The 19,737-nt window shown below is 71.6% G+C and carries 18 protein-coding genes; 14 read left to right on the forward strand and 4 right to left on the reverse strand.

The window, feature by feature from the left end; all coding sequences use genetic code 11:
* Window positions 1-159 precede the first annotated feature (159 nt).
* The 9 genes from DVK44_RS33610 (at window position 160) to atzF (ending at window position 11,955) form a co-directional block, all read left to right on the forward strand.
* The gene (locus DVK44_RS33610; RefSeq protein WP_162794192.1) at window positions 160-1,146 is read left to right on the forward strand and encodes a phosphotransferase enzyme family protein; all 987 of its coding nucleotides are present in this window, start codon (window positions 160-162) and stop codon (window positions 1,144-1,146) included.
* 2 nt (window positions 1,147-1,148) lie between these two features.
* The gene (locus tag DVK44_RS33615) at window positions 1,149-2,522 is read left to right on the forward strand and encodes an aspartate aminotransferase family protein (protein ID WP_228447480.1); all 1,374 of its coding nucleotides are present in this window, start codon (window positions 1,149-1,151) and stop codon (window positions 2,520-2,522) included.
* Complete coding sequence (locus DVK44_RS33620; protein ID WP_114664393.1) at window positions 2,519-3,253, forward strand: ATP-binding cassette domain-containing protein; 735 nt, start codon at window positions 2,519-2,521, stop codon at window positions 3,251-3,253. The genes DVK44_RS33615 and DVK44_RS33620 overlap by 4 nt, the downstream gene beginning before the upstream one ends.
* Window positions 3,254-3,255: 2 nt before the next feature.
* On the forward strand, window positions 3,256-4,293 hold the full coding sequence (locus DVK44_RS33625; protein WP_114664394.1) for an ABC transporter permease: 1,038 nt from the start codon (window positions 3,256-3,258) through the stop codon (window positions 4,291-4,293).
* A gap of 228 nt (window positions 4,294-4,521) precedes the next feature.
* A complete protein-coding gene (locus tag DVK44_RS33630) occupies window positions 4,522-5,562 on the forward strand; it encodes a substrate-binding domain-containing protein (protein WP_114664395.1) in 1,041 nt (346 codons plus the stop codon).
* A 117-nt stretch (window positions 5,563-5,679) separates the two neighbouring features.
* Entirely contained in the window at window positions 5,680-7,734 is a 2,055-nt protein-coding gene (locus DVK44_RS33635; RefSeq protein ID WP_114664396.1) for an amidase family protein, read from the forward strand.
* A 43-nt stretch (window positions 7,735-7,777) separates the two neighbouring features.
* Window positions 7,778-9,250 carry an amidase gene (locus DVK44_RS33640; protein ID WP_114664397.1) on the forward strand — a complete coding sequence of 491 codons (1,473 nt, stop codon included), beginning with the start codon at window positions 7,778-7,780 and terminating at the stop codon, window positions 9,248-9,250.
* Window positions 9,251-9,301: 51 nt separating this feature from the next.
* Entirely contained in the window at window positions 9,302-10,090 is a 789-nt protein-coding gene (locus DVK44_RS33645) for a DeoR/GlpR family DNA-binding transcription regulator (RefSeq protein ID WP_114664398.1), read from the forward strand.
* Between the two features lie 158 nt (window positions 10,091-10,248).
* Entirely contained in the window at window positions 10,249-11,955 is a 1,707-nt protein-coding gene (gene atzF / locus DVK44_RS33650) for an allophanate hydrolase (RefSeq protein WP_114664399.1), read from the forward strand.
* Between the two features lie 46 nt (window positions 11,956-12,001).
* Here the strand turns inward: atzF and DVK44_RS33655 are convergent, their stop codons facing one another.
* Complete coding sequence (locus tag DVK44_RS33655; RefSeq protein ID WP_114664400.1) at window positions 12,002-12,337, reverse strand: RpiB/LacA/LacB family sugar-phosphate isomerase; 336 nt, start codon at window positions 12,335-12,337, stop codon at window positions 12,002-12,004.
* Window positions 12,338-12,433: 96 nt separating this feature from the next.
* Between DVK44_RS33655 and DVK44_RS33660 the strand changes: the two genes are divergently transcribed.
* Together DVK44_RS33660 and DVK44_RS33665 are read left to right on the forward strand one after the other, a co-directional pair.
* Window positions 12,434-12,682 carry a hypothetical protein gene (locus DVK44_RS33660; protein WP_162794194.1) on the forward strand — a complete coding sequence of 83 codons (249 nt, stop codon included), beginning with the start codon at window positions 12,434-12,436 and terminating at the stop codon, window positions 12,680-12,682.
* Window positions 12,683-12,800: 118 nt separating this feature from the next.
* Complete coding sequence (locus DVK44_RS33665) at window positions 12,801-13,529, forward strand: glycoside hydrolase family protein (RefSeq protein WP_114664402.1); 729 nt, start codon at window positions 12,801-12,803, stop codon at window positions 13,527-13,529.
* A gap of 127 nt (window positions 13,530-13,656) precedes the next feature.
* On the opposite strand, the gene DVK44_RS33670 is transcribed toward DVK44_RS33665, so the two are convergent.
* The gene (locus DVK44_RS33670; RefSeq protein WP_114664403.1) at window positions 13,657-14,145 is read right to left on the reverse strand and encodes a GntR family transcriptional regulator; all 489 of its coding nucleotides are present in this window, start codon (window positions 14,143-14,145) and stop codon (window positions 13,657-13,659) included.
* Window positions 14,146-14,262: 117 nt separating this feature from the next.
* Window positions 14,263-15,054 carry an IclR family transcriptional regulator domain-containing protein gene (locus tag DVK44_RS33675; RefSeq protein WP_114664404.1) on the reverse strand — a complete coding sequence of 264 codons (792 nt, stop codon included), beginning with the start codon at window positions 15,052-15,054 and terminating at the stop codon, window positions 14,263-14,265.
* Window positions 15,055-15,192: 138 nt separating this feature from the next.
* Here DVK44_RS33675 and DVK44_RS33680 point away from each other — a divergent pair, with 138 nt between their 5' ends.
* From DVK44_RS33680 to DVK44_RS33690, 3 genes are read left to right on the forward strand one after another with little or no spacing between them, the layout of a single operon-like run.
* Window positions 15,193-16,290 (forward strand): homoserine dehydrogenase, encoded by a 1,098-nt coding sequence (locus tag DVK44_RS33680; protein WP_114664405.1) that lies wholly within the window; start codon window positions 15,193-15,195, stop codon window positions 16,288-16,290.
* Entirely contained in the window at window positions 16,283-17,800 is a 1,518-nt protein-coding gene (locus tag DVK44_RS33685; protein ID WP_228447481.1) for an aldehyde dehydrogenase family protein, read from the forward strand. The genes DVK44_RS33680 and DVK44_RS33685 overlap by 8 nt, the downstream gene beginning before the upstream one ends.
* Window positions 17,797-19,233, forward strand: a complete 1,437-nt coding sequence (locus DVK44_RS33690; protein ID WP_114664406.1) for an aspartate ammonia-lyase — start codon at window positions 17,797-17,799, stop codon at window positions 19,231-19,233. The genes DVK44_RS33685 and DVK44_RS33690 overlap by 4 nt, the downstream gene beginning before the upstream one ends.
* Here the strand turns inward: DVK44_RS33690 and DVK44_RS33695 are convergent.
* A complete protein-coding gene (locus DVK44_RS33695; protein WP_114664407.1) occupies window positions 19,205-19,654 on the reverse strand; it encodes an Lrp/AsnC family transcriptional regulator in 450 nt (149 codons plus the stop codon). The two genes, DVK44_RS33690 and DVK44_RS33695, sit on opposite strands and share 29 nt — an antisense overlap.
* Window positions 19,655-19,737 lie beyond the last annotated feature (83 nt).

Here is a 19,737-nt window from a genome sequence, read left to right on the forward strand (position 1 = left end):
AGTTTCCTGATGGTTAAAAAAAGTGATTGAGCTGGATCAGAACGAACACGAAAGCTAACGTCTTGCTCAGGAAAAATGTTCTCCTGGGCAAGGAGTTGTTGGCATGCCGTATGTTCACGCGGGCGATCCTCCCGCGCGACCGGCCTCACGGAGGTCCGGATGAGCGCCGTGGTGACCGGACCGGCCGAGCGCGACCGACTGGAGCGGGCCGTCGCCGCCCACGGAGTCGGGCGCCTCGCCGGCGTCCGGGAGACCGGCAGCGAGAACGACCGCACCTGGATCGCCGCGACGGACACGGGCCGGACCGTCGTCATCAAGGAGTTCCCGGCCGCCCCGGCCGGTGCCGCCTCCGCGCGGATGCAGGCGGCGCTCCTCGCCCACGTCGCGCGCACCGACCCCCGCCTCCCGGTGCCCCGGCTGCTCGCCGGGGAGAACGGCCGGCCACTCACCGTCGAGGAGGGACGGAGTGTGCTCGTCACCACCTTCTGCACCGGCGTCCCGCTGGAGGACATCACCCTCGACGAGACGGTCGTCGACTCGCTCGCCGACGCGCAGACACACCTCTTGGCGGCCCTCCGTGACGCCGATCCCGTACAACTCTCCGTCCCCGAGGTCAACGAGTGGTCGCTCGACGCGGTCCTCGACGCCGGGCATCTCGTCCCGGTGCACACTCCGCCGCTCCTGCACACCACACTGAAGGAGATCATCGCGGGCTTCCGGGAACACGTCGTCCCGGTGCGCGACACACTCCCGGCCCAGGTGCTGCACGCCGACTGCAACCTCTCCAACGTCCTGGTCGAGAACGGCGCCGTCAGCGGAATCATCGACTTCGGCGACGCCGTACACGCCCCGCGCGTCTACGACCTCGCCGTGACGGCCTGCTATCTCGGCCTGGCCCTCGGAGACCTGGAACACCCGCTGGTTGCCCGCTACCTCGCGACCACGGGCCGGGCCTGCGCACTGGACGAGCGGGAGACCGCACTCGTCCCGCTCCTCGTCCTGGCGCGGGTGGCACTCGTGATCCTGCTCGGCCGCGAGAGCGCGCGGCGCGCCCCCGGCCGCGCCGCCTACCAGCTCCGATACGACCATCTGGCCGAGCGCGTCCTCCTCGCCCGGGCCCGACGCACCACCGAGAGGGAAGAGTGACCGTGCACAGCACCATCCCGTCGCCCCCTGCCGCCCCCGCGGGACACACGATGGTCAACCGCTTCGACCCGGCGAGCGCCCCCTCGGCGCTCTCCGCCGCCGACCGCCGGCTGCTCGACCGGCGCCGCGCCGTACTGGGGGACATCTACCCCCTCTTCTACGACAAGCCGGTGCACGTCGTGCGCGGCAGCGGCGCCCGGCTCTGGGACGCCGAGGGCAACGAGTATCTCGACGCCTACAACAACGTCCCGGCCGTAGGACACGCGAACCCGAGGGTCGCCGAAGCCGTACGCCGGCAGCTGACGCAGGTCAACACGCACACCCGGTACCTGAACGAGAGCGTCGTCGCCTACGCGGAGCGCTTCCTCGCCACCCACCCCGCCGGGCTCGACCGGGTCGTCTTCACCAACTCGGGCTCCGAGGCGAACGACCTCGCCGTCAGCATCGCGCAGTGGCGCACGGGCGCCCAGGGCGTCGTCGTCACCCGGAACGCCTACCACGGCACGACCCGGCTGCTGTCCGGGCTCTCCCCGGAGAACGGCCCGCGGATGCCCCTGCACCCCTGGGTACGGGTGGTCGACGCCCCCGACACCTTCCGCCACGGCCCCCGGGCCGGGACCGTCTTCGCCGAGTCGGTCCGGGCCGCCGCCGAGGACCTGCGCCGCCACGGCCTGGGCTTCGCCGCGCTGCTCGTCGACACGATCCTGTCGACCGACGGCATCTTCCCCGGCGAACCGGGCCTGCTCGCCGAGGCGTTCCGGGCGACCCGCGAAGAGGGCGGCCTCGTCGTCGCCGACGAGGTACAGCCCGGTCTGGGCCGGCTCGGCGGGACGATGTGGGGATTCCAGCGCCACAGCGACGGCATCGACATGGCCACCTGCGGCAAACCCCTCGCCGGCGGGCTCCCCATCGGCACCCTCGTACTGCCGGAGGAACTGTCCGACGGCTACGCCCAGGAGCACCGCTACTTCAACACCTTCGGCGGCAACCCCGCCTCCATCGCCGCGGCGACCGCGGTGCTGGACGAGATCGAGGACCGGAACCTGCTCGACAACGCCCGGCGGACCGGAGCACAGCTGCTCGGCAGGCTCACCGAGATCGCCGCGGCCAGCCCGATCACGGCGGACGTACGCGGCGCCGGACTGTTCATCGGGGTGGAGATGGCCGCCACCGACGGTGCGGACGGCGGACGCTGGGCCCGCCGGATGGTCGGCGCGCTGCGCGACCGGCGGGTGCTGATCTCGGCGGTCGGCCACGCGGGCCAGGTCCTGAAAATACGCCCCCCACTCGTCTTCGACGCCGACGACGCGGACGAGTTCACCGATGTCTACGCGGAGGTCCTCGCGGAGGTCCAGAACCAGGGAGACACCCCATGAGCGACATCCTCGCGGTGGAGGGGGTCGGCAAGAACTTCGGTCCGATCACCGCCCTGCGCGACATCAACCTGCGGGTACGCGCGGGAGAGATCGTCACCCTCGTCGGCGACAACGGCGCCGGCAAATCCACCCTGATGAAAATCATCTGCGGAGCCAACGCCTCCGACACGGGCCGGATCAGCGTCCGCGGCGAGACCCTGGCGGGCCTCCAGGACGCCAAGCGGCTCGGGGTCGGCGTCGTCTACCAGGACCTCGCCCTCGCCCCGCACCTCAGCGTCACGGAGAACTTCTTCCTCGGCAACGAACTGACGCGCGGCAAAGGGGCGTTGGCGATCCTCGACCGCAAGCGCATGCGCGCGGAGGCGAAGCACGCGATCGAACGGCTCGGCATCTCCACACTCCGCGACGTCCGCCTCCCCGTCGCCCGTCTCTCCGGCGGCCAGCGGCAGGTGCTCGCCGTCGCCCGTGCGATGAAGTGGGCCGAGAACGTCATCCTGCTCGACGAGCCGACGGCGGCCCTCGGCCCGAAACAGGTCGGCGTCGTCCTCGACACGATCCGCCGGGCCGCCTCCCACGGACTCGGAGTGATCCTCGTGTCCCACGACATCCCCAACGTCCTCAAGCTGACGGACCGTCTCGTCGTGCTGCGTCACGGCACCATCGTCGCCGACCTCCGGCCGGCCGGACTCTCGGTCTCCGACGTCATGACCGTGATGGTAGGTGAGGAGTAGCCATGAGCACCGTTACCCAGGTCCCGACAGCCGGCGACACCCCGGTGACCGGGGCGCTCCCGCACCGCGTCCGGGAGGCCCTCGCCAACCGGGCCGTACAGATCATCCTGGTCGAGATCGTGGTGATCGCGGTCTTCCAGGCCCTCTCGCCGGGCGGTGCCTTCCTCAGCGAGGTCAATATCCGCGGCATGCTCCTGACGGCCTCCCAGGTACTGCTGCTCACCGCGGGACAGGCCGTTCTGATGTCCGCCGGCCATATCGACGTCTCCCAGGGCGCCGTGCTCATCGTGTCGTCGGTCGTGTCCGGCAAGGTCATGATCGCCATGGCCGGCGGCACCGGCACCACCACGGTCCTGCTGGTGGGGCTCGCCGTCGCCGTCGGCACCGGAGCGGTCCTCGGCGCCGTCAACGGCATCATGACCGGACTCGTGGGCATCAACTCCCTGGTCGCGACCCTCGGGATGCTCTCCATCGGCACCGGCGCCGCCCAGGTGATCGCCGGCGGGGTGAACCTCACGGGGCTGCCCGTCGAACTGGCGAGTTCCTTCGGCACCCTTCAGTTCGGCGTACTGCCCCTGCCGACCCTGCTCAGCGTCGTCGTCCTCGCCGTCATCTGGATCATGTTCCGCACCACCGCGTGGGGCACCCACGTCCTCGCGATGGGATCGAACGTCGTCGCCGCCCGCCGCGCCGGCATCGGCACCCTCGGCAGGACGATCGGCATCTTCATGCTCTCGGCGGCGCTCGCCGGAGCCGCGGGATACATCGACCTCGCCCGCTACTCCACGACCAACATCTCCGGCCATCTCAGCGACTCGATGGCCGCCATCGCTGCCGCGCTCATCGGCGGCACCGCACTGACCGGGGGACGTATCAACTTCCTCGGCGCGGTCTTCGGAGCGCTCCTCGCGATCATCCTCCAGTCCGGGCTGGTCATCATCGACCTCTCGCCCTTCTACCAGACCATCACGATCGGCGTCATGCTCCTGATCGCCGTCAGCCTCGACCGCGGGAACCGCACCCGCCCCGGCGCTGATTAGCCCTCCGAGCCAGGCTCCTGTCCGGGCGGCCGATACCGCGCGTCCCCTTGGCGGGCACCCCCGCGCCCCCGTACCGCCGCCCCCGTACCACCCCGTACCCCCGCATACCCCCCTGCCCCCCCTGTCCCCGGACGGTGCCGCCCCACCCCGTCCGGACCTTTCCGACCGCCCCGGCAGCGTGGCCGCCGTGGTCGCCACTCCTCATCCCCGTCGCACCAGGAGAGACCCATGTCACGCGCCCGTTCGCACCGCCTGATCACCGCGGTGGCCTCCGGCACCGCCCTCGCCACCACCGTGCTGCTCACCGGATGCTCGTCGTCCGCCGACAGCGATTCGTCCTCGGCCTCCTCGTCCTCGTCGGCCTCGTCCAAGAACCTCTCCGTCTCCATGGTCACGCCGGAGAGCACCGGCGAGTACTACGGCGCGATGTACTGCGGGGCGAAGAAGGCCGCCACCGAGGCCGGGATCAAACTGAAGATCCAGGGCACCCCGGAGACCACCGTCGACGCCGAGATGCAGGTACTCCAGTCCGTCCTCGCCACCGACCCCTCCGGACTCCTGCTCACCGTCTGGGACAACGAGGCGTTCAACCAGACCCTCAAGCCGTACACCGGCAAGGGCAAGCCGCTGGTCATGCCCGACTCGTTCCTCTCCGACGACAACTACCTCCAGTCCATCCGCACCGACAGCTACCAGTCCTCCTACGACGCCGCCGTCGAGGCCCTGAAGGACTTCGGCATCGACTCCGGCAAGGTGCTCATCGTCACCGACTCGCCCGGCAACGCGATCCAGTCCGACCGGGCGAAGGGATTCAAGGACGCCATCGAGAAGAACAGCGGCCTCGGCGTCCTGAAGTACCAGTACGTCGGCGGCGACTCCGCCAAGGCGTCCCAGGCGGTCAGCTCCGCGTTCGCCGCCAACCCGGACCTCGCCGTCGTGTTCTCCACCAACATCGGCGCCGGTACGGGCGTGGCCAGCGGCATCACCAGCTCCCACGCCAAGGACGTCACCCACATCGGTTACGACACGTCCAAGGCCCAGGTCGAGGCGCTGCGCGCCGGCAAGTACGACGCGCTGATAGGGCAGAGCCCGTACCAGATGGGCTACGACTCGATGGAGCTGATGGGGCAGGTCCTCAGCGGCAAGAAGGACGCCTCCTCGGTCAAGGAGAAGACCGTCAACACCCCCTGGAAGCTCGTCACCGCGGACAACGTGAACAGCGCCGACAGCGCCAAGTTCCTCTACAGCACCGACTGTTCGGCCCAGTAGCACCCGGCACCACCCACAGCCCGGGGCGGCGGCGCACAGGCTCCCGCCCCGGGCCTCCCCCTCTGGCTTCCTCCTCCGGCGCCCTCCCCGGGCGGAGCGAGACGAAAGGGCAGAAAGATGATCGAGGAATCCTCGCTGGCACACCTGCGGGCCCTTCTGGAGTCGGGCGCGTCGAGCAGCCTCGCTCTCGCCCGCGAGTGCGTACGGCGGATCATGCTGCTCGACCGCGACGGGCCGCGCCTCAACTCCGTTCCCGTGCTCAGTCCCACCGTGTTCGACGACGCGGCGGCCCTCGACGCCGAGCGGGCCGCGGGCCGGGTCCGCGGCCCGCTCCACGGGATTCCGTACACGGTGAAGGACTCCTTCGCGGCGGAGGGAATGACCCTGGCGGCCGGCTCCCCGGCCTTCGCCCGGGTCGTCGCCCGGCAGGACGCCGCCGTCGTGGCACGGCTGCGCCACGCCGGAGCCTTGCTCATCGGCCGCACGAACATGCCGCCGATGGCGATCGGAGGAGGTCAGGCCGGGCTGTACGGGCGTACGCGCAGCCCGTACAACCCCGAACACCTCGCCGCCGCCTGGCACTCGGGCTCCTCGATCGGCTCGGGCGTCTCCGTCGCGGCGGGGCTGTGCGCCTTCGGGATCGGGGAGGAGACCGTGTCCTCGGGACGCTCCCCGGCGTCGAACAACGCCCTGGTCGCCTACACCCCGTCCTGGGGCGTGGTGCCCAGCACCGGCAACTGGCCCCTCCACCCGTACCGCGATGTCGTCGTACCGCACACCCGCAGCGTGGCGGACCTGCGCGACGTACTCGCCGTGATCGCCGGCGGCGACCCCCGGGACGTCTGGGCCCGGCAGAGCGCCCTCGACACCGCACCCGCCGAGGCCGTGGCCGCAGCCCTCCGCGCACCGGTCCCCTCAGCCCCGACGGCGGCCCGCGAAGGACGCGAAGGACTCGAAGGACTTGTGGTCGGGGTCCCCCGGCTCTACATCGGGGAGGAACACCCGGGCGTCGACGCCCCGCCGCTGCGCCCGTCGGTCCGCCGCCTCTGGGAACGGACCGAGCGGACCCTGCGCGCGGCGGGCGCCCGCGTCGTCCACGTCGACTTTCCCCTGGTCGAAGCCTACGAGGGCCGCGGCACCCGGCATCCGTCGCTGGAGGACCAGGGCTATCTGCCGGCCGGCTGGACGGCGTACGAACTCGACGCGCTCATTACCTTCTCCTGGCAGCGGCATCTCGACGCGTTCGCCCGCGACCCGCTCTCCCTCACGCGGGTCGCGCCCGCCGCCGTCCGCCCGGACGTCCCCTGGTCGGCCGACATCGTCGAGAGCGGACTGCTGCACCCGGGCCGGGACGTCTTCGACTTCGCCCGCATCCTGAGCCAGGACGCCCCGGACGAGACGGAGGTCCTGCACCGGTCCGCCGAGGCGCTCACCGGACTCGACACGGCCCGGCGGCACCTGTTCGAGGACTGGATGGCCCGGGAGGGACTCGATGTCGTCGCGTTCCCCGCGAACTCGGACGTCGGGTCCTGGGATGCGGAGACCAACCCCGCCGCCGCCCGCGCCGCCTGGCGGGACGGCACGGTCTTCTCCACCACCAATCACGTACTGCGCCGGGCCGGCATCCCGAGTGTGACCGTGCCCATGGGAGTGATGGACGACATCGGCATGCCGGCCGGGCTCACGGTCTGCGGGCCGGCGTACACCGACCACCGACTGCTCGGCATCGCGCAGGAGATCGAGCACATCCTGCCCGCCCGCGCCCCGGCCCCGCTCCCCGCAGTCCCCGACCCGCTTCCTGGAGTCCCCGACCTTCGCCCCGCGGCCCCCGAGCCCCTCCCGGCGGTCCGAACCGGCCGGAGCGGCGCGCACCGGCCGGTGCGCGCGCGGGTCGAGGGAGACGCAGAGATCGCCCCGGACGGTTCCGTGAGGGTCCGGGTACGTACCGAGGCGGAGGGCCCCGACGGCATCCGCGTCCTCCTCGACGCCGGCGGACAGACCCGTGAACTCGCTCCGGGCAGCGGCGAGGAGGAGTTCCGCCTCGCGCCGGCCCGGCGCACCGTACACGGGGAGACGAGCACCCTCGTCCTGCTCACCGTCGCCGCGCCCGACGGAACCGCCCTCACCTGCGCCCTCACCGAACTCCCGTACACCCGGCCCCGCCCCATCTGATCACCCGCCGCCAGGCGGTACCACCCATGAAGGACGGACGACCATGACGACGACACCGAGCACGACGAGCGGGCCCGGCACGGCTTCGCCGGACACTTCGGCTTCCGGACCCTCCGAGCTGATCTGGTGGTCCGCCACGCGGCTGCGCGACGCCGTCGCCGCCGGCGAGATCACCGCGGTCGAGCTGATGAGCGCCTGCTACGACCGTATCGACGCCACCGACGACCGGATCAACGTGATCGTGCACCGGATGCCGCGCCAGGAGGCGATCGCGCTCGCCGAGGAGGCGGACCGCGTGCGCGCCGCGGGCGGCCCGCTCGGCCCGCTGCACGGCATCCCCGTCGCGATCAAGGACCTGGTCGACGTCGCCGGCATGCCCACCTCGCGCGGCTCACGGGCCTTCGCCGGCCGGGGCCCGCGGGAGACCGACGTCCCCCACGTCCGCAAGCTGCGCGAGGCGGGAGCCCTCATCGTCGCCAAGACCAACTCGCCGGAGTTCGGCGTCGGAACGGTCACCTGGAACGATGTCCACGGCATCACCCGCAACCCCTACGACACGACCCGGCACGCGGGCGGTTCCACCGGGGGAGCGGCCGCCGTCGCCGCCGGGATGCTGCCCCTGGTGGACGGCTCCGACTCGGGCGGCAGCCTGCGCTACCCGGCGTCCTTCTGCAATGTCGTCGGCCTCAGGACCACGCCCGGACTCGTGCCCGCCGCCTCGGGACCCGGCGCCTGGGAACCGCACTCCGTGAACGGCCCCGTCGCCCGCACCTGCCGGGACGCGGCGCTGATGCTCTCGGCGATGACCGGAACGGACGAACTCACCCCGCTGGGCCACGGCCTCGGCGCCACCGCCGAACTCGGCACGCCCCGCGACACCCCGATCCGGCTCGCCTGGAGCGAGGATCTCGGCGGCCTGCCCGTCTCCACGGAGGTACGCGAGGCGTTCCGCTCGGTCCGGCGCACCCTGGAGGCGGCCGGCGTCGACGTCGTGGACGTCGACCTGGACTTCACCGGCGTCGACCGCGCGTGGCAGACCATCGAGATGTTCGGCTGGTTCTCCCTGCTCGGCCGGGACCCCGTCGAACACCCCGAGAAGTACCGCGACGACTTCGTCACCAATGTGACCGAGGCGGCCGCCTACTCGACCACCGAACTGGTCGAGGCACAGCGGCGCCGCTACGAACTGTTCCAGGAGTTCGCCGGACTCCTGCGCGACTTCGACGCGTTCGTCTGCCCCGGCGCGCCCGTCACCGCGCCGCCCGCCGAGGTGCCGTGGGTCGCCGAGATCGAGGGCACGGCCTTCGGCCGGTACTTCGAGTGGCAGCGGCTGGCCTGCCGTCTCGTCCCCTCGCAGCATCCCGTGCTCGCGATGCCCGCCGCGTTCGGCGCTTCGGGGCTTCCCGTCGGGATCCAGCTGGTGGGCCGTTACGGACGTGACGTGGAACTCCTCGCGCTGGGCGAGCGGCTAGAGTTGATCCTCGGCGTGGCCGGTGTCCGTCCGGGGCTCGGCTGATGTCCCGGAGGCAGCCTGCCGCCGCCTCGGGACAGAAGGGAGAGGGCACGCGTGGGAACCCGGCGTGACGAGCGTCTCCAGCGGATCCTGGAACTCCTCGAAGAACGGGGCAAGGTCGAGACCGCCACCCTCGCCCAGGAACTCGGCGTCACCGAACTGACGGTACGCCGGGACATCGACCACCTCAGCGGCCAGGGCATCGCCCGCCGCGTCTACGGCGGACTCGAACTGAACGCGGGCCGCAGCTTCGAACCGCCCTTCTCCATGCGGCTGCGGAAGAACGTCGACCGGAAGAAGGCGATGGCCCGGGCGGCCGTCGACCTGGTCCGGCGCGGCGACAACATCGCCATCGACTTCGGCACGAAGGCGTACTTCGTCGCCCTGGAGATGCGTGAACGCCATCTCCAGGCTCTGGTCGGGGTGTCGAGCGTGCAGGTCATGGAGGTTCTCGGCCAGGACAGCGACATCCATGTCCTGATCCCCGGCGGCGAACTCCGGCCCCGCGAGCTGAGCTTCTACGGGTCGACGACGGAGCGCTTCTTCCGCGAGCACCGCTGGGACACGGCGATCGTCTCCGTGGCCGGTGTCAGCGTCGACCCCGACCTGGTGTCGGACTACAACGAGGCGGACGCGCAGCTCAAGGCCGCGATGATCTCCAGCGCCGACCAGGTCGTGCTGCTGGCGGAGGAACGCCATCTGGGCGCGGTGTCCTTCTCGCCCGTCGGGTCACTGAGCCGGATCACGACCATAGTGACCGACGCCCCTCGGGGGAATCCGGTCGTGGAGAGCCTCGTATCGCGCGGCATGACCGTGGTCCACGCCGAGCACACGACCGACTGACCTCCGGACCCCCCCGCACGACAGGCCGCTCTCCTCCGGCCCGGGCGCCGCCACGCCCGGACCGTACTTCCCCCTTGCCTCTTCCCCCTTCCCTCCTCCACTCCAGCGCTCCAGCCCGCCGGGCCGGCGCCGGACGCCGCTCACCCCAGGAGAACCGGTTGACCACTGCACGAAGGGCCGTCGAGACCTGCTACGAGCGGATCCGCGCGGCCGCACGCCCCGAGATATGGATCACCCTGCGCGAGCCTGAGCGCGCGCTCGCGCTGGCCGACGAGATCGACGCACGCGTCCGCGCCGGAGCGACGCTGCCCCTCGCGGGGACGACCGTCGCGGTCAAGGACAACATCGATGTCGCCGGCCTGCCGACGACCGCGGGAGCGCCCGGGGTACGGCACACTCCCGCCACCGGCGCCGAGACGGTCCGCCTGCTGGAGGAGGCCGGTGCCGTCGTGGTCGGCAAGACCAACCTGGACCAGTTCGCGACGGGCCTGGTCGGCACCCGTACCCCGTACGGGACACCGGCGTCGGCGAGCGACCCGGCGCTTGTCGCGGGCGGATCCAGCTCCGGCTCGGCGCTGGCCGTCGCCCTGGGACTGGTGGACATGGCGCTGGGCACGGACACCGCCGGCTCCGGACGCGTACCCGCCGCGTTCAACCATCTCGTCGGGGTGAAGCCGACCCTCGGCATGCTCTCCTCGGCAGGTGTGTACCCGGCCTCCCCGAGCTACGACACGGTGTCGGTGTTCGCCCGTACGCTGACCACCGCGGGCGCGGCGATGGAGGCCATGACGGCCGGCGCGGCGTCGAGGCCCTGGGAGCGGCACGCCCGGCTCTCCGCGTCCCGAGGACAGGTCGGCATCGTCGGCGAGGCGACGCTGGCGCTCGTCGACGAGCACGGCAGAGCGGCGTACCGGTCCACCGTAGAAGCCCTGACCGCGGCAGGCATCGGGACCACCGAGATCGACCCGACCCCCCTGCTCGACGCCGCGAAGCTGCTCTACGACGGCGCCCTCCTGGCCGAGCGCGCGTACGCGTTCGGCGCCGTGCTGGCCGAGCTGGGCCCGGAGGCCGACCCGACCGTCGCCTCCATCGTGCTGCCCGCCCGGCGGTTCGCGGCCGTCGATCTCGTCCGCGACCAGCAGAGACTGGTCGCGGCCCAAGCGATCGCCGCGGAGATCCTCACCCCGCTGGACGCCCTGCTCCTGCCGACCACGCCCGGCCATCCGAGCATCGACGAGGTCCGCGCCGACCCGGTCGGCGCGAACGCGCGCAACGGCACGTTCACGAACTTCGTCAACCTCCTGGACCTCAGCGCCCTCGCGGTCCCGGCGGCCGGCTCGACACCGAGCCGGCCCGTCGGCGTCACCCTGGTCGGCCGCGCCCACCACGACCTCGCCCTGGCCGACGTCGCCGCCCGCGCCGGCCTGACCGACGCCCTGCCACCGGCTCAGCTCTGGGGCGCGCCGTACCGCGAACTCATGGTGATGGGCGCCCATCGGACCGGCCAGCCCCTGAACCACCAACTGGCCGACACCGGAGCCCGCCTGCTCGGTACGGTACGGACGGCACCCGCCTACCGGATGGCGAGACTCGCCACCACACCCCCGAAGCCCGCGGTCTGGCGGACCGAAACCGGCGGCGCGTCGATCACCGGAGAACTGTGGGCACTCACCCCGGACGGGTTCACGGACTTCCTCGGACAGCTCGCCGCCCCCATGGCGATCACCCCGGTGACCCTGGAGGACGGCCGCGAGGTACTCGGCTTCACCTGCGCACCAGGAGCCCTCGACGGCGCCGAGGACATCACCACCCACGCCGACTGGCCCACCTACCTCGCCACCACCACCCCCCGGGCCTCACGGTGACCCGCCCGGGCCGTTCGCTCCCGGCGCCCGCGGCGCGCGTCCGGGGTCAGGGCCCGGGGCGGCGTGCTTCGTAGGTGTCGATCTCGGCGAGCTTCGCGTGTGACGGGCCGGTCGTGTCGAAGGAGTGGCCGAGCCATTCCCTGGCCAGTCTGCGCGCGCCGAGTCCCGTTCCGCAGAGAAGGATCGCCCGGTCGGCTTCGCCCCGTGCGACCATCTCGGCGGCCTGGAGGGCCACGGTCGGGTAGGGGGTGTGTCCGCCGGAGTCCACACCGACGTCGACGACGTGGGCGACGCCGGGGTTGGCCTGGAGATCGGCCTTGATGCGCTGCTTGTACTCGTATTCCGCGTCGTCCGAGCCCACGACGAGGCGCCAGGCGTTCATGAGGGGAGGGTCCGTTCGTTGGGGGGCTTGGGGGCCGGGAGTGTGATGGGCCGGGGCGCTGTCGGGTGGTCGGCAGCGGTCGCCGTTCCCCTTCTGGTGTTCGCCTCGAATCTCATACCGACCCTCGCGGACCGGGCCCCCGGAGTGCGGACGGCCTTCCGCCGTACGGTCGAGCGCATCGTCGGGCAGCCGGCCGCCGCCGGCCTCACCGCCGCTGTCGCCCTGCTGGCCGCCGGCTGCGTCTTCGTACAGCCGCTCGGCGCCCTGCTCATCGCCGCGCCGGCCGCACGCCTGGCCGTCGCGGTCCACGACCGCCCCACCGTCCGACCGGCCACCCTCTCGTGAACAGCCGCATGATCAACGGTGTGTTCGACGACGCCAATCCCGAAACCGTCCACCAGTGGGCCTACCCCGACACCGGGATCTGGGACGCCGACCGCAACACCGCGAGTTCCTCGCCGCCATGCCGCAGTGGAAGGAGGACGGCCTCGACGCCTTCACCCTCGGAGTGCAGGGCGGCAGCCCTCAGGGCTACAGCGTCGAACAGCCCTGGGACAACGCCGCGTTCACCCCGGAGGGAGCGCTGACGGCGGCCTACCGCGAACGCCTGGAGAAGATCATCGAGGAGGCCGACCGGCTCGGTCTCGTCGTCATCCTGGACATCTTCTACCACGGCCAGGATCACCGGCTGCGTGACGAACCGGCCATCAGGCGGGCCATCACCGAGGTCTGCGTCTGGGTGCTCCGCTCCGGCTGGCGGCATGTACTGATCGAGATCGCCAACGAGGTGAACTGGCACCACCACTACACACACAGCCTGATCAAGGCCGAACGTGTCCATGAACTGATCGCACATGCCAAATCGATCACCCATGAAGGCCGCAGGCTGCTCGTCAGCACCAGCTTTCTCGCCCACCCGCCCCTCATCACCGAACGTGTCCTCGCCGAGGCCGACTTCGTCCTGCTGCACGGAAACGGGACCCCCGCCCCGGACCGGCTGCGCGAGATGGTGGAGGAGGTGAAGGCGACACCGGGCTACACCCCGAAGCCCATCATGTTCAACGAGGACGACCACTTCGACTTCGACCGGCCGCACCACCACATGAAGGCCGCCCTCGCCGCCAGCGCCTCCTGGGGCTACTTCGACCCGGGCTCGGTCACCACCGACCCCCCCTCGGCCGACGATCGGTGACTACCGCAACGGCTACCAGGCGGTACCCGTCGACTGGTCGGCCGGCACGGAGACGAAGCGGGCCTTCTTCGACACACTCCGCCGGGCCCACTGACACGGCGGCCCACTGAAACGGCCGCCGGGTCCGCTACGGGGTGTCCGACGCCTCGGAAGCCTTCGACACCTCCGGCTCCCCGCCGAGCGTGTCGCCGACATAGCGGCGGGTGAAGTCCCCCATGTGCGCGGTGAGTGTCTCCCGTACCGCCTCGACATCACCGGTGCGGATGGCCTCGATGATCGGCAGGTGCGCCTCGTAGCGCATCCTGCCGATCGCCCGCTCCGGTCCGGCCGCGATGATCATCATGCGGATCTGGCTGTTCAGCTGAAGCCAGGAACGGCTGAGTGTGCCGTTGCCGGTCAGCTCGCACATCAGGGCATGGAAGCCCAGGTCGGTGTCGATCCGCTCGCCGAACGTCAGATCGGTCTTCCGCAGCCCCTCGACCTGCCGCTCCAGCGCGTCCGCGAACTCCGCGCGCCGGGCGCTGCCCGCGAGTGTGGACGCCGCCAGGATCTCCAGGGCCGTCCGCACCTCGAAGACATCACCGATCTCCTCCGCGCTGAGCTTCCGGACCCGCATCCGCCCCTTCCCGTCATTGACGAGCAGCCCCTCGGCGGTGGCCGCCGACCGGGACCCAAGGCCCGGGCAGGGGCAGGGGCAGAGGTGCGATCGCAGGCAGGTGGAGCGGGCGGGGTGTTACGTGGGGTGTTGGGCGTCGGTCCACCGGGTCAGTGACGCGGCCGCTGTGGTGAGGTCGGCGCGGATCGCCGCTTCGCCGGGGGTCAGGTCGCGTTGCCGGCCGAGTACGGAGATGGCCGCGTGGATGTGTCCGTGGCGGTCGCGTACGGGGGTGGCGTACTCGCTGACGCCGTGTTCGAACTCTCCGTGGGCGACGACGACCGCACCGGGGCGGTCGTGGTCGTTGGCCCTGACCAGGTCGTCGGCGGAGCGCGCGGCGGTCGGGCCGCCGACGCCGATCAGTTCGTACCCGTCGAGCAGTTCGGTGATTTCCGTCCGGGTGTGGTCGAGCAGCAGGGCGCGGCCGGTGCCGGTGGACCAGCACGGGGTGATCAGACCGCTCCGGGTGATCGACTGTCCGGCGAGCCCGGTGGCGGATTCGGCGCGCAGCAGCCGTACGAGAACGCCGTCGCGGACCGAGAGATGCGCGGCGGCGCTGTGCCGGACGGCGAGCGCGCGCAGCACGGCCCGGCCGCGCCGGAGGAGCGTGGGGTCGAGGGAGCGGGCGAGTGCGAAGTACGCGTGGGCGACACGGAGTGTGGTGTCCTCGCGGCGTTCGAGGAAGCCCTTGTCGCACAGTTCCTGGACGGTCCGGGACGCCTTGCTGGCTTCGAGGTCCAGCTCTCTGGCGAGGCGGCCGACGGTGAAGCCGGTCCGTCCGGAGAGTTCGCGTTCCAGCACGGTGTTGATGATCCGCAGACCGGTGCGCAGTGACGAGGCCGTGGAGGTCTTGGTCGCCTTTGCTGTCACACGGGAACTATAGCGATCACGAGCCGATCGCCGTCGGGACGGTGCACTCCGCACGGTCCCGCGGGCGGATCGGCATGCCCGGGGTGACGTTCCCGGGGGAGAGGCTCGACGTATCGCCCCTCCCGAAGGAGTACGCACATGATCCGATACGACCTCGCCCTCATCGGCTTCGGCGGTGTCAACCGGGCCCTCGCCGAACTGATCGCCGAACGCGGCGACGGCCTCGCCGCCGAACTGGGCTTCGCCCTGCGGGTCGTGGCCATCACCGACCTGCGCGCCGGCTCCCTGGTCCGTACGGAGGGCGCCGGCATCGACCTCGCCCCGCTGCTCGCGACGGCCCCCGGCGAGCTGGACTTCTCCGGTCTGGACGGCGGCAGCCCCGAGCCCCGTAACGAGTGGGTCATCCGGGACGTACCGGCCGACATCGTCGCCGAGGCCACCTTCACCAACCCGGTCGACGGTGAGCCCGCGCTCTCGCACGTGCGGTGGGCGCTGGAGGCGGGCAAGAGCGTCTGCACCACCAACAAGGGCCCGGTCGCGCTGGCGGGCCGCGCGCTCAAGCGTCTCGCCGCCGAGCGCGGTGCCGCTTTCGAGTTCGAGGGCGCGGTGCTCAGCGGCACCCCGGTGCTGCGGACGGCGGAGCGCATGTTCGACGGACTCCGGATCTCGGGCGTCGAGGGCATCATGAACGGCACGTCCAACTACATTCTGGGCCGGCTCGAAGCCGGACTCGGTCTCGCGGACGCGGTCCGGGAGGCGCAGTTGCTCGGTTACGCCGAGGCCGATCCAACGGCCGACATCGAGGGCCACGACGTGCGGCTGAAGGTCATGATCATGGCCAACGAGGTGCTCGGCGCCGATCTGCGCCAGGAGGACGTCTCCTGCGAGGGCATCACGGCCATCGGCGCACGGGACATCGAGGAGGCGGCGGCCGCGGGGCTGCGCTGGAAGCTGGTGGGCTCGGCCGTCCGCCGCCCGGACGGCACCGTGGCGGCCCGGGTCGCCCCGGCGGCCCTGCCCGCCGACCATCCGCTCGCCGGGATCAGCGGCGCCACCAACGCCGTCGCCTTCCACACCGACCTGCTCGGCACGGTCACCGTGTCCGGCCCCGGGGCCGGCCGTACCGAGACGGCGTACGCGCTGCTCTCGGACATCATCGCCATCCACCGGCGGCACCTGACCGGCGCGGAGACCGCTCCCGTCCGCCGTACCCGTGAGGAGACCGTCCGTGGCTGACACCGCGCTCGAAGTCCGGCCCGAAACACCGGCCGTCCCGGCCGGCCGCGATTCCGTCAGCGACCACACCGCCGGTCATGCCCCTGCCGGTCATGACCCGGCGGGCCGGGAGGCGGCCGCGTCGAACGGCGTGACGGTCGTCCGTAACCCCTACACCGGCGAGACCGTCGGATCGGTGCCCGTCACCGATGCCACCGCCGTCGACGATGTGATGCGACGCGCCCGCCGGGGCCGGCTCGCCGCCCGGGGGCTCTCCCGGGGCGCGCGGGCGGCGATCCTGGACCGGGCCGCCCGGCTGGTCGAGGACCGCGCCGAATCCTTCGCCCGGCTGATCGTCAGCGAGGCCGGCAAGACCATCACCCAGGCCCGCAAGGAGACCGCCCGCGCCGTCAACACCCTCGCGCTGTCCGCGGCCGAGGCCCGGCGCAACGCGGGGGAGATCGTGCCCTTCGACGCGTACGAGGGCTCCGAGCACCGGCAGGGCTGGTTCACCCGGGAGCCGCTCGGCGTCATCGTCGCCATCACCCCGTACAACGACCCGCTCAACCTCGTCGCGCACAAGCTCGGCCCGGCACTCGCCGGGGGCAACGCGGTGGTGCTCAAACCCTCCGCGCTCACCCCGCTCTCCGCGCTGCGGCTGGTGGACACACTGATCGAGGCGGGCCTGCCCGAGGAGGTGGTGACCGTCGTCAACGGCGGCGCCGATCTCGGCGCGGCGCTCGTCGCCGTCCGCGATGTGCGCATGGTCTCGTTCACCGGCGGGTTCGCCACCGGCGAGGCCATCGCCAGGACCGCCGGGCTGAAGAGGCTCGCCATGGACCTCGGCGGCAACGCCCCGGTCATCGTCCTGGCGGACGCGGACCTCGGCCTCGCCGTCGAGTCGTGTGTCTCCGGCGCCTTCTGGGCGGCCGGCCAGAACTGCATCGGCACCCAGCGCGTGCTGGTCGCGCGCGAGGTGTACGAGGAGTTCCGCGACGCCTTCGTCGCCCGCACGCGGACGCTGCGCACCGGGGACCCGTCCGACGAGCGCACCGATGTCGGCCCCATGATCACGCCCGAAGCGGCGCGCGCGGCCAGGGACCGGGTCGACGCCGCGCTCGCCGCCGGCGCGACCCTGCTGTGCGGCAACGAGCTGGAGGGCTCCCTCTACAGCCCGACCGTGCTGGAGAACGTCCCGGCGGACAGTGCGGCGCGCCGCGAGGAGGCGTTCGCACCGGTCGTCATGGTCCAGCCGGTCGACTCCTTCGAGGAGGCGATCGAGGTGGCCAACGAGATCGACTACAGCCTCCACGCGGGTGTCTTCACCGCCCGTATCGACCGCGCCCTGGCCGCCGCCCGGCTGCTGGAGGCCGGTGGTGTGATGATCAATGACTCCTCCGACTACCGCTTCGACGCCATGCCGTTCGGCGGTTTCACGTACGGCAGCATGGGGCGTGAGGGGGTGCGCTTCGCCTTCGAGGAGATGACGCAGCCGAAGACGGTGTGCGTCAACGGAACGGACGGACCGTGAGCGTCCCGCACGCCCCCGGGGCCTCTGGTGGAGTCCCTTCCGTCCCTCGTGCCTTCCGTACGGAGTCGGACGCGCTCGGCGAACTCGCGGTCCCGGCCGACGCGTACTGGGGTGTGCACACCGCGCGTGCCCTGGAGAACTTCCAGGTCAGCGGGGTACCGGTGGCCGCCCACCCGCCGCTCGTCCACGCGCTGGCCGCGGTCAAGCACGCGGCGGCCCTGGCCAACCGGGAGATCGGTGCGCTGGAGCCGCACAAGGCCGACGCGATCGCGTCGGCCTGCCGCGCGATCGCGGCCGGCCGCCACCACGGCGAGTTCCGCGTCGATGTGATCCAGGGCGGCGCGGGCACCAGCACCAACATGAACGCCAACGAGGTCATCGCCAACCTCGCACTGGAGGAACTGGGCCATGAACGGGGGCGGTACGACATGCTGTCGCCGCTCGACGACGTCAACCGCTGCCAGTCCACCAATGACACCTACCCGACCGCGCTGCGGATCGCGGTGTCCACCTCACTGGACGGACTGCTGGCCGAACTCGCCCTGCTGTCCGCCGCGTTCACCGCGAAGGGCACCGAGTTCGCCGAGGTGGTCAAGGTCGGCCGTACCCAGCTCCAGGACGCCGTCCCGATGACCCTCGGCCAGGAGTTCGCGGCCTTCGGGACCACCGTGGCCGAGGACACCGACCGCCTCCGCGAGACACTGCCCCTGCTCGCCGAGGTCAATCTGGGCGCCACGGCCATCGGCACCGGTGTGACCGCCGCACCCGGTTACGCGGAGGCGGCCGTACGGCATCTGCGCGCGCTGACCGGCCTGGATCTGCGCCCGGCCGCCGACCTCGTGGAGGCGACCTCCGACACCGGGGTCTTCCTGCATGTCTCGGGGGTGCTCAAGCGCGCGGCGGTCAAGCTGTCGAAGATCTGCAACGATCTGCGGCTGCTGTCCAGCGGCCCGCAGCACGGCTTCGCGGAGATCTGCCTCCCGCCCCGGCAGGCCGGCTCGTCCGTCATGCCCGGCAAGGTCAACCCGGTCATCCCCGAGCTGGTCAACCAGATCGCGTACGCGGCGGCCGGCGCCGATGTCGCCATCACCATGGCCGTCGAGAACGGCCAGCTCCAGCTCAACGCCTTCGAACCGCTCATCGGCCATCTGCTGCTGACGACCGTCGAATGGCTCACCCGCGGCTGTCACGCCCTGCGCACTCGGTGTGTCGACGGCATCACCGCGAACACGGAACACCTCGCCCGCCGGGCCGCCGGCTCCGTCGGCGCCGTGACGGCCCTGACACCGTACATCGGGTACGCGGCCGCCGCGGCGATCGCCAAGCGGGCGCTCGCCACCGGGGAGCCGGTGGCGGACCTGGTCGCCGCGGCCGGGCTGCTCGACCGGGACCGGGCGATCGCGCTCATGTGGCCGTCCGCCGCGGGCGGTTGACGATCCGGGACAGCGTCAGCGCGGTCACCGTGTCGCGTACGCCGGGCATCTGGGCCATGTCCTCCCAGATGCCCCGTACGCGTTCCAGCGAGTGTGCCTCCAGGCTCACCAGCAGATCGAACTCGCCGCTCAGCACATCGCACGAGACGACCTCGGGGATCCGTTTGATCGCGGCGAGGACCTCACCGCCGCGCATCCGGTCCTGCCGGTAGACCAGCACATGCGCGCAGACGAGGTCCTCGCCGGCGGTGCCGGTGGGGCGCGCGAGAGTGTATCCGGCGATATGGCCCTGCCGCTCCAGGCGTTCGACCCGCTGCCGTACGGCGTTGCGCGAGAGGGACACCCGGTGGCCCAGCTCGGCGTGCGAGATCCGGGCGTTGCGGACGAGTTCGGAGATGATCTTTTCGTCGATGGTGTCCATGGGTCTCTGCTTCTCCCTCGGTGTTTCCCCGGTGGTGTTCCCGCCTCCCGCGCAAGGGAAAGCCCCGGTGGCCGTCCGGCCAC

The sequence above is a fragment of the Streptomyces paludis genome (genome assembly GCF_003344965.1).
In the GTDB taxonomy this organism is placed as follows: Bacteria; Actinomycetota; Actinomycetes; order Streptomycetales; family Streptomycetaceae; genus Streptomyces; species Streptomyces paludis.

Bases quoted from the DNA above. Each gene is read 5' to 3' on its own strand.
- DVK44_RS33610 (WP_162794192.1), top strand. From the start codon at position 160: ATGAGCGCCGTGGTGACCGGACCGGCCGAGCGCGACCGACTGGAGCGG.
- DVK44_RS33620 (WP_114664393.1), top strand. From the start codon at position 2,519: ATGAGCGACATCCTCGCGGTGGAGGGGGTCGGCAAGAACTTCGGTCCG.
- DVK44_RS33625 (WP_114664394.1), top strand. From the start codon at position 3,256: ATGAGCACCGTTACCCAGGTCCCGACAGCCGGCGACACCCCGGTGACC.
- DVK44_RS33630 (WP_114664395.1), top strand. From the start codon at position 4,522: ATGTCACGCGCCCGTTCGCACCGCCTGATCACCGCGGTGGCCTCCGGC.
- DVK44_RS33635 (WP_114664396.1), top strand. From the start codon at position 5,680: ATGATCGAGGAATCCTCGCTGGCACACCTGCGGGCCCTTCTGGAGTCG.
- DVK44_RS33640 (WP_114664397.1), top strand. From the start codon at position 7,778: ATGACGACGACACCGAGCACGACGAGCGGGCCCGGCACGGCTTCGCCG.
- DVK44_RS33655 (WP_114664400.1), bottom strand. From the start codon at position 12,337: ATGAACGCCTGGCGCCTCGTCGTGGGCTCGGACGACGCGGAATACGAG.
- DVK44_RS33665 (WP_114664402.1), top strand. From the start codon at position 12,801: ATGCCGCAGTGGAAGGAGGACGGCCTCGACGCCTTCACCCTCGGAGTG.
- DVK44_RS33670 (WP_114664403.1), bottom strand. From the start codon at position 14,145: ATGCGGGTCCGGAAGCTCAGCGCGGAGGAGATCGGTGATGTCTTCGAG.
- DVK44_RS33680 (WP_114664405.1), top strand. From the start codon at position 15,193: ATGATCCGATACGACCTCGCCCTCATCGGCTTCGGCGGTGTCAACCGG.
- DVK44_RS33695 (WP_114664407.1), bottom strand. From the start codon at position 19,654: ATGGACACCATCGACGAAAAGATCATCTCCGAACTCGTCCGCAACGCC.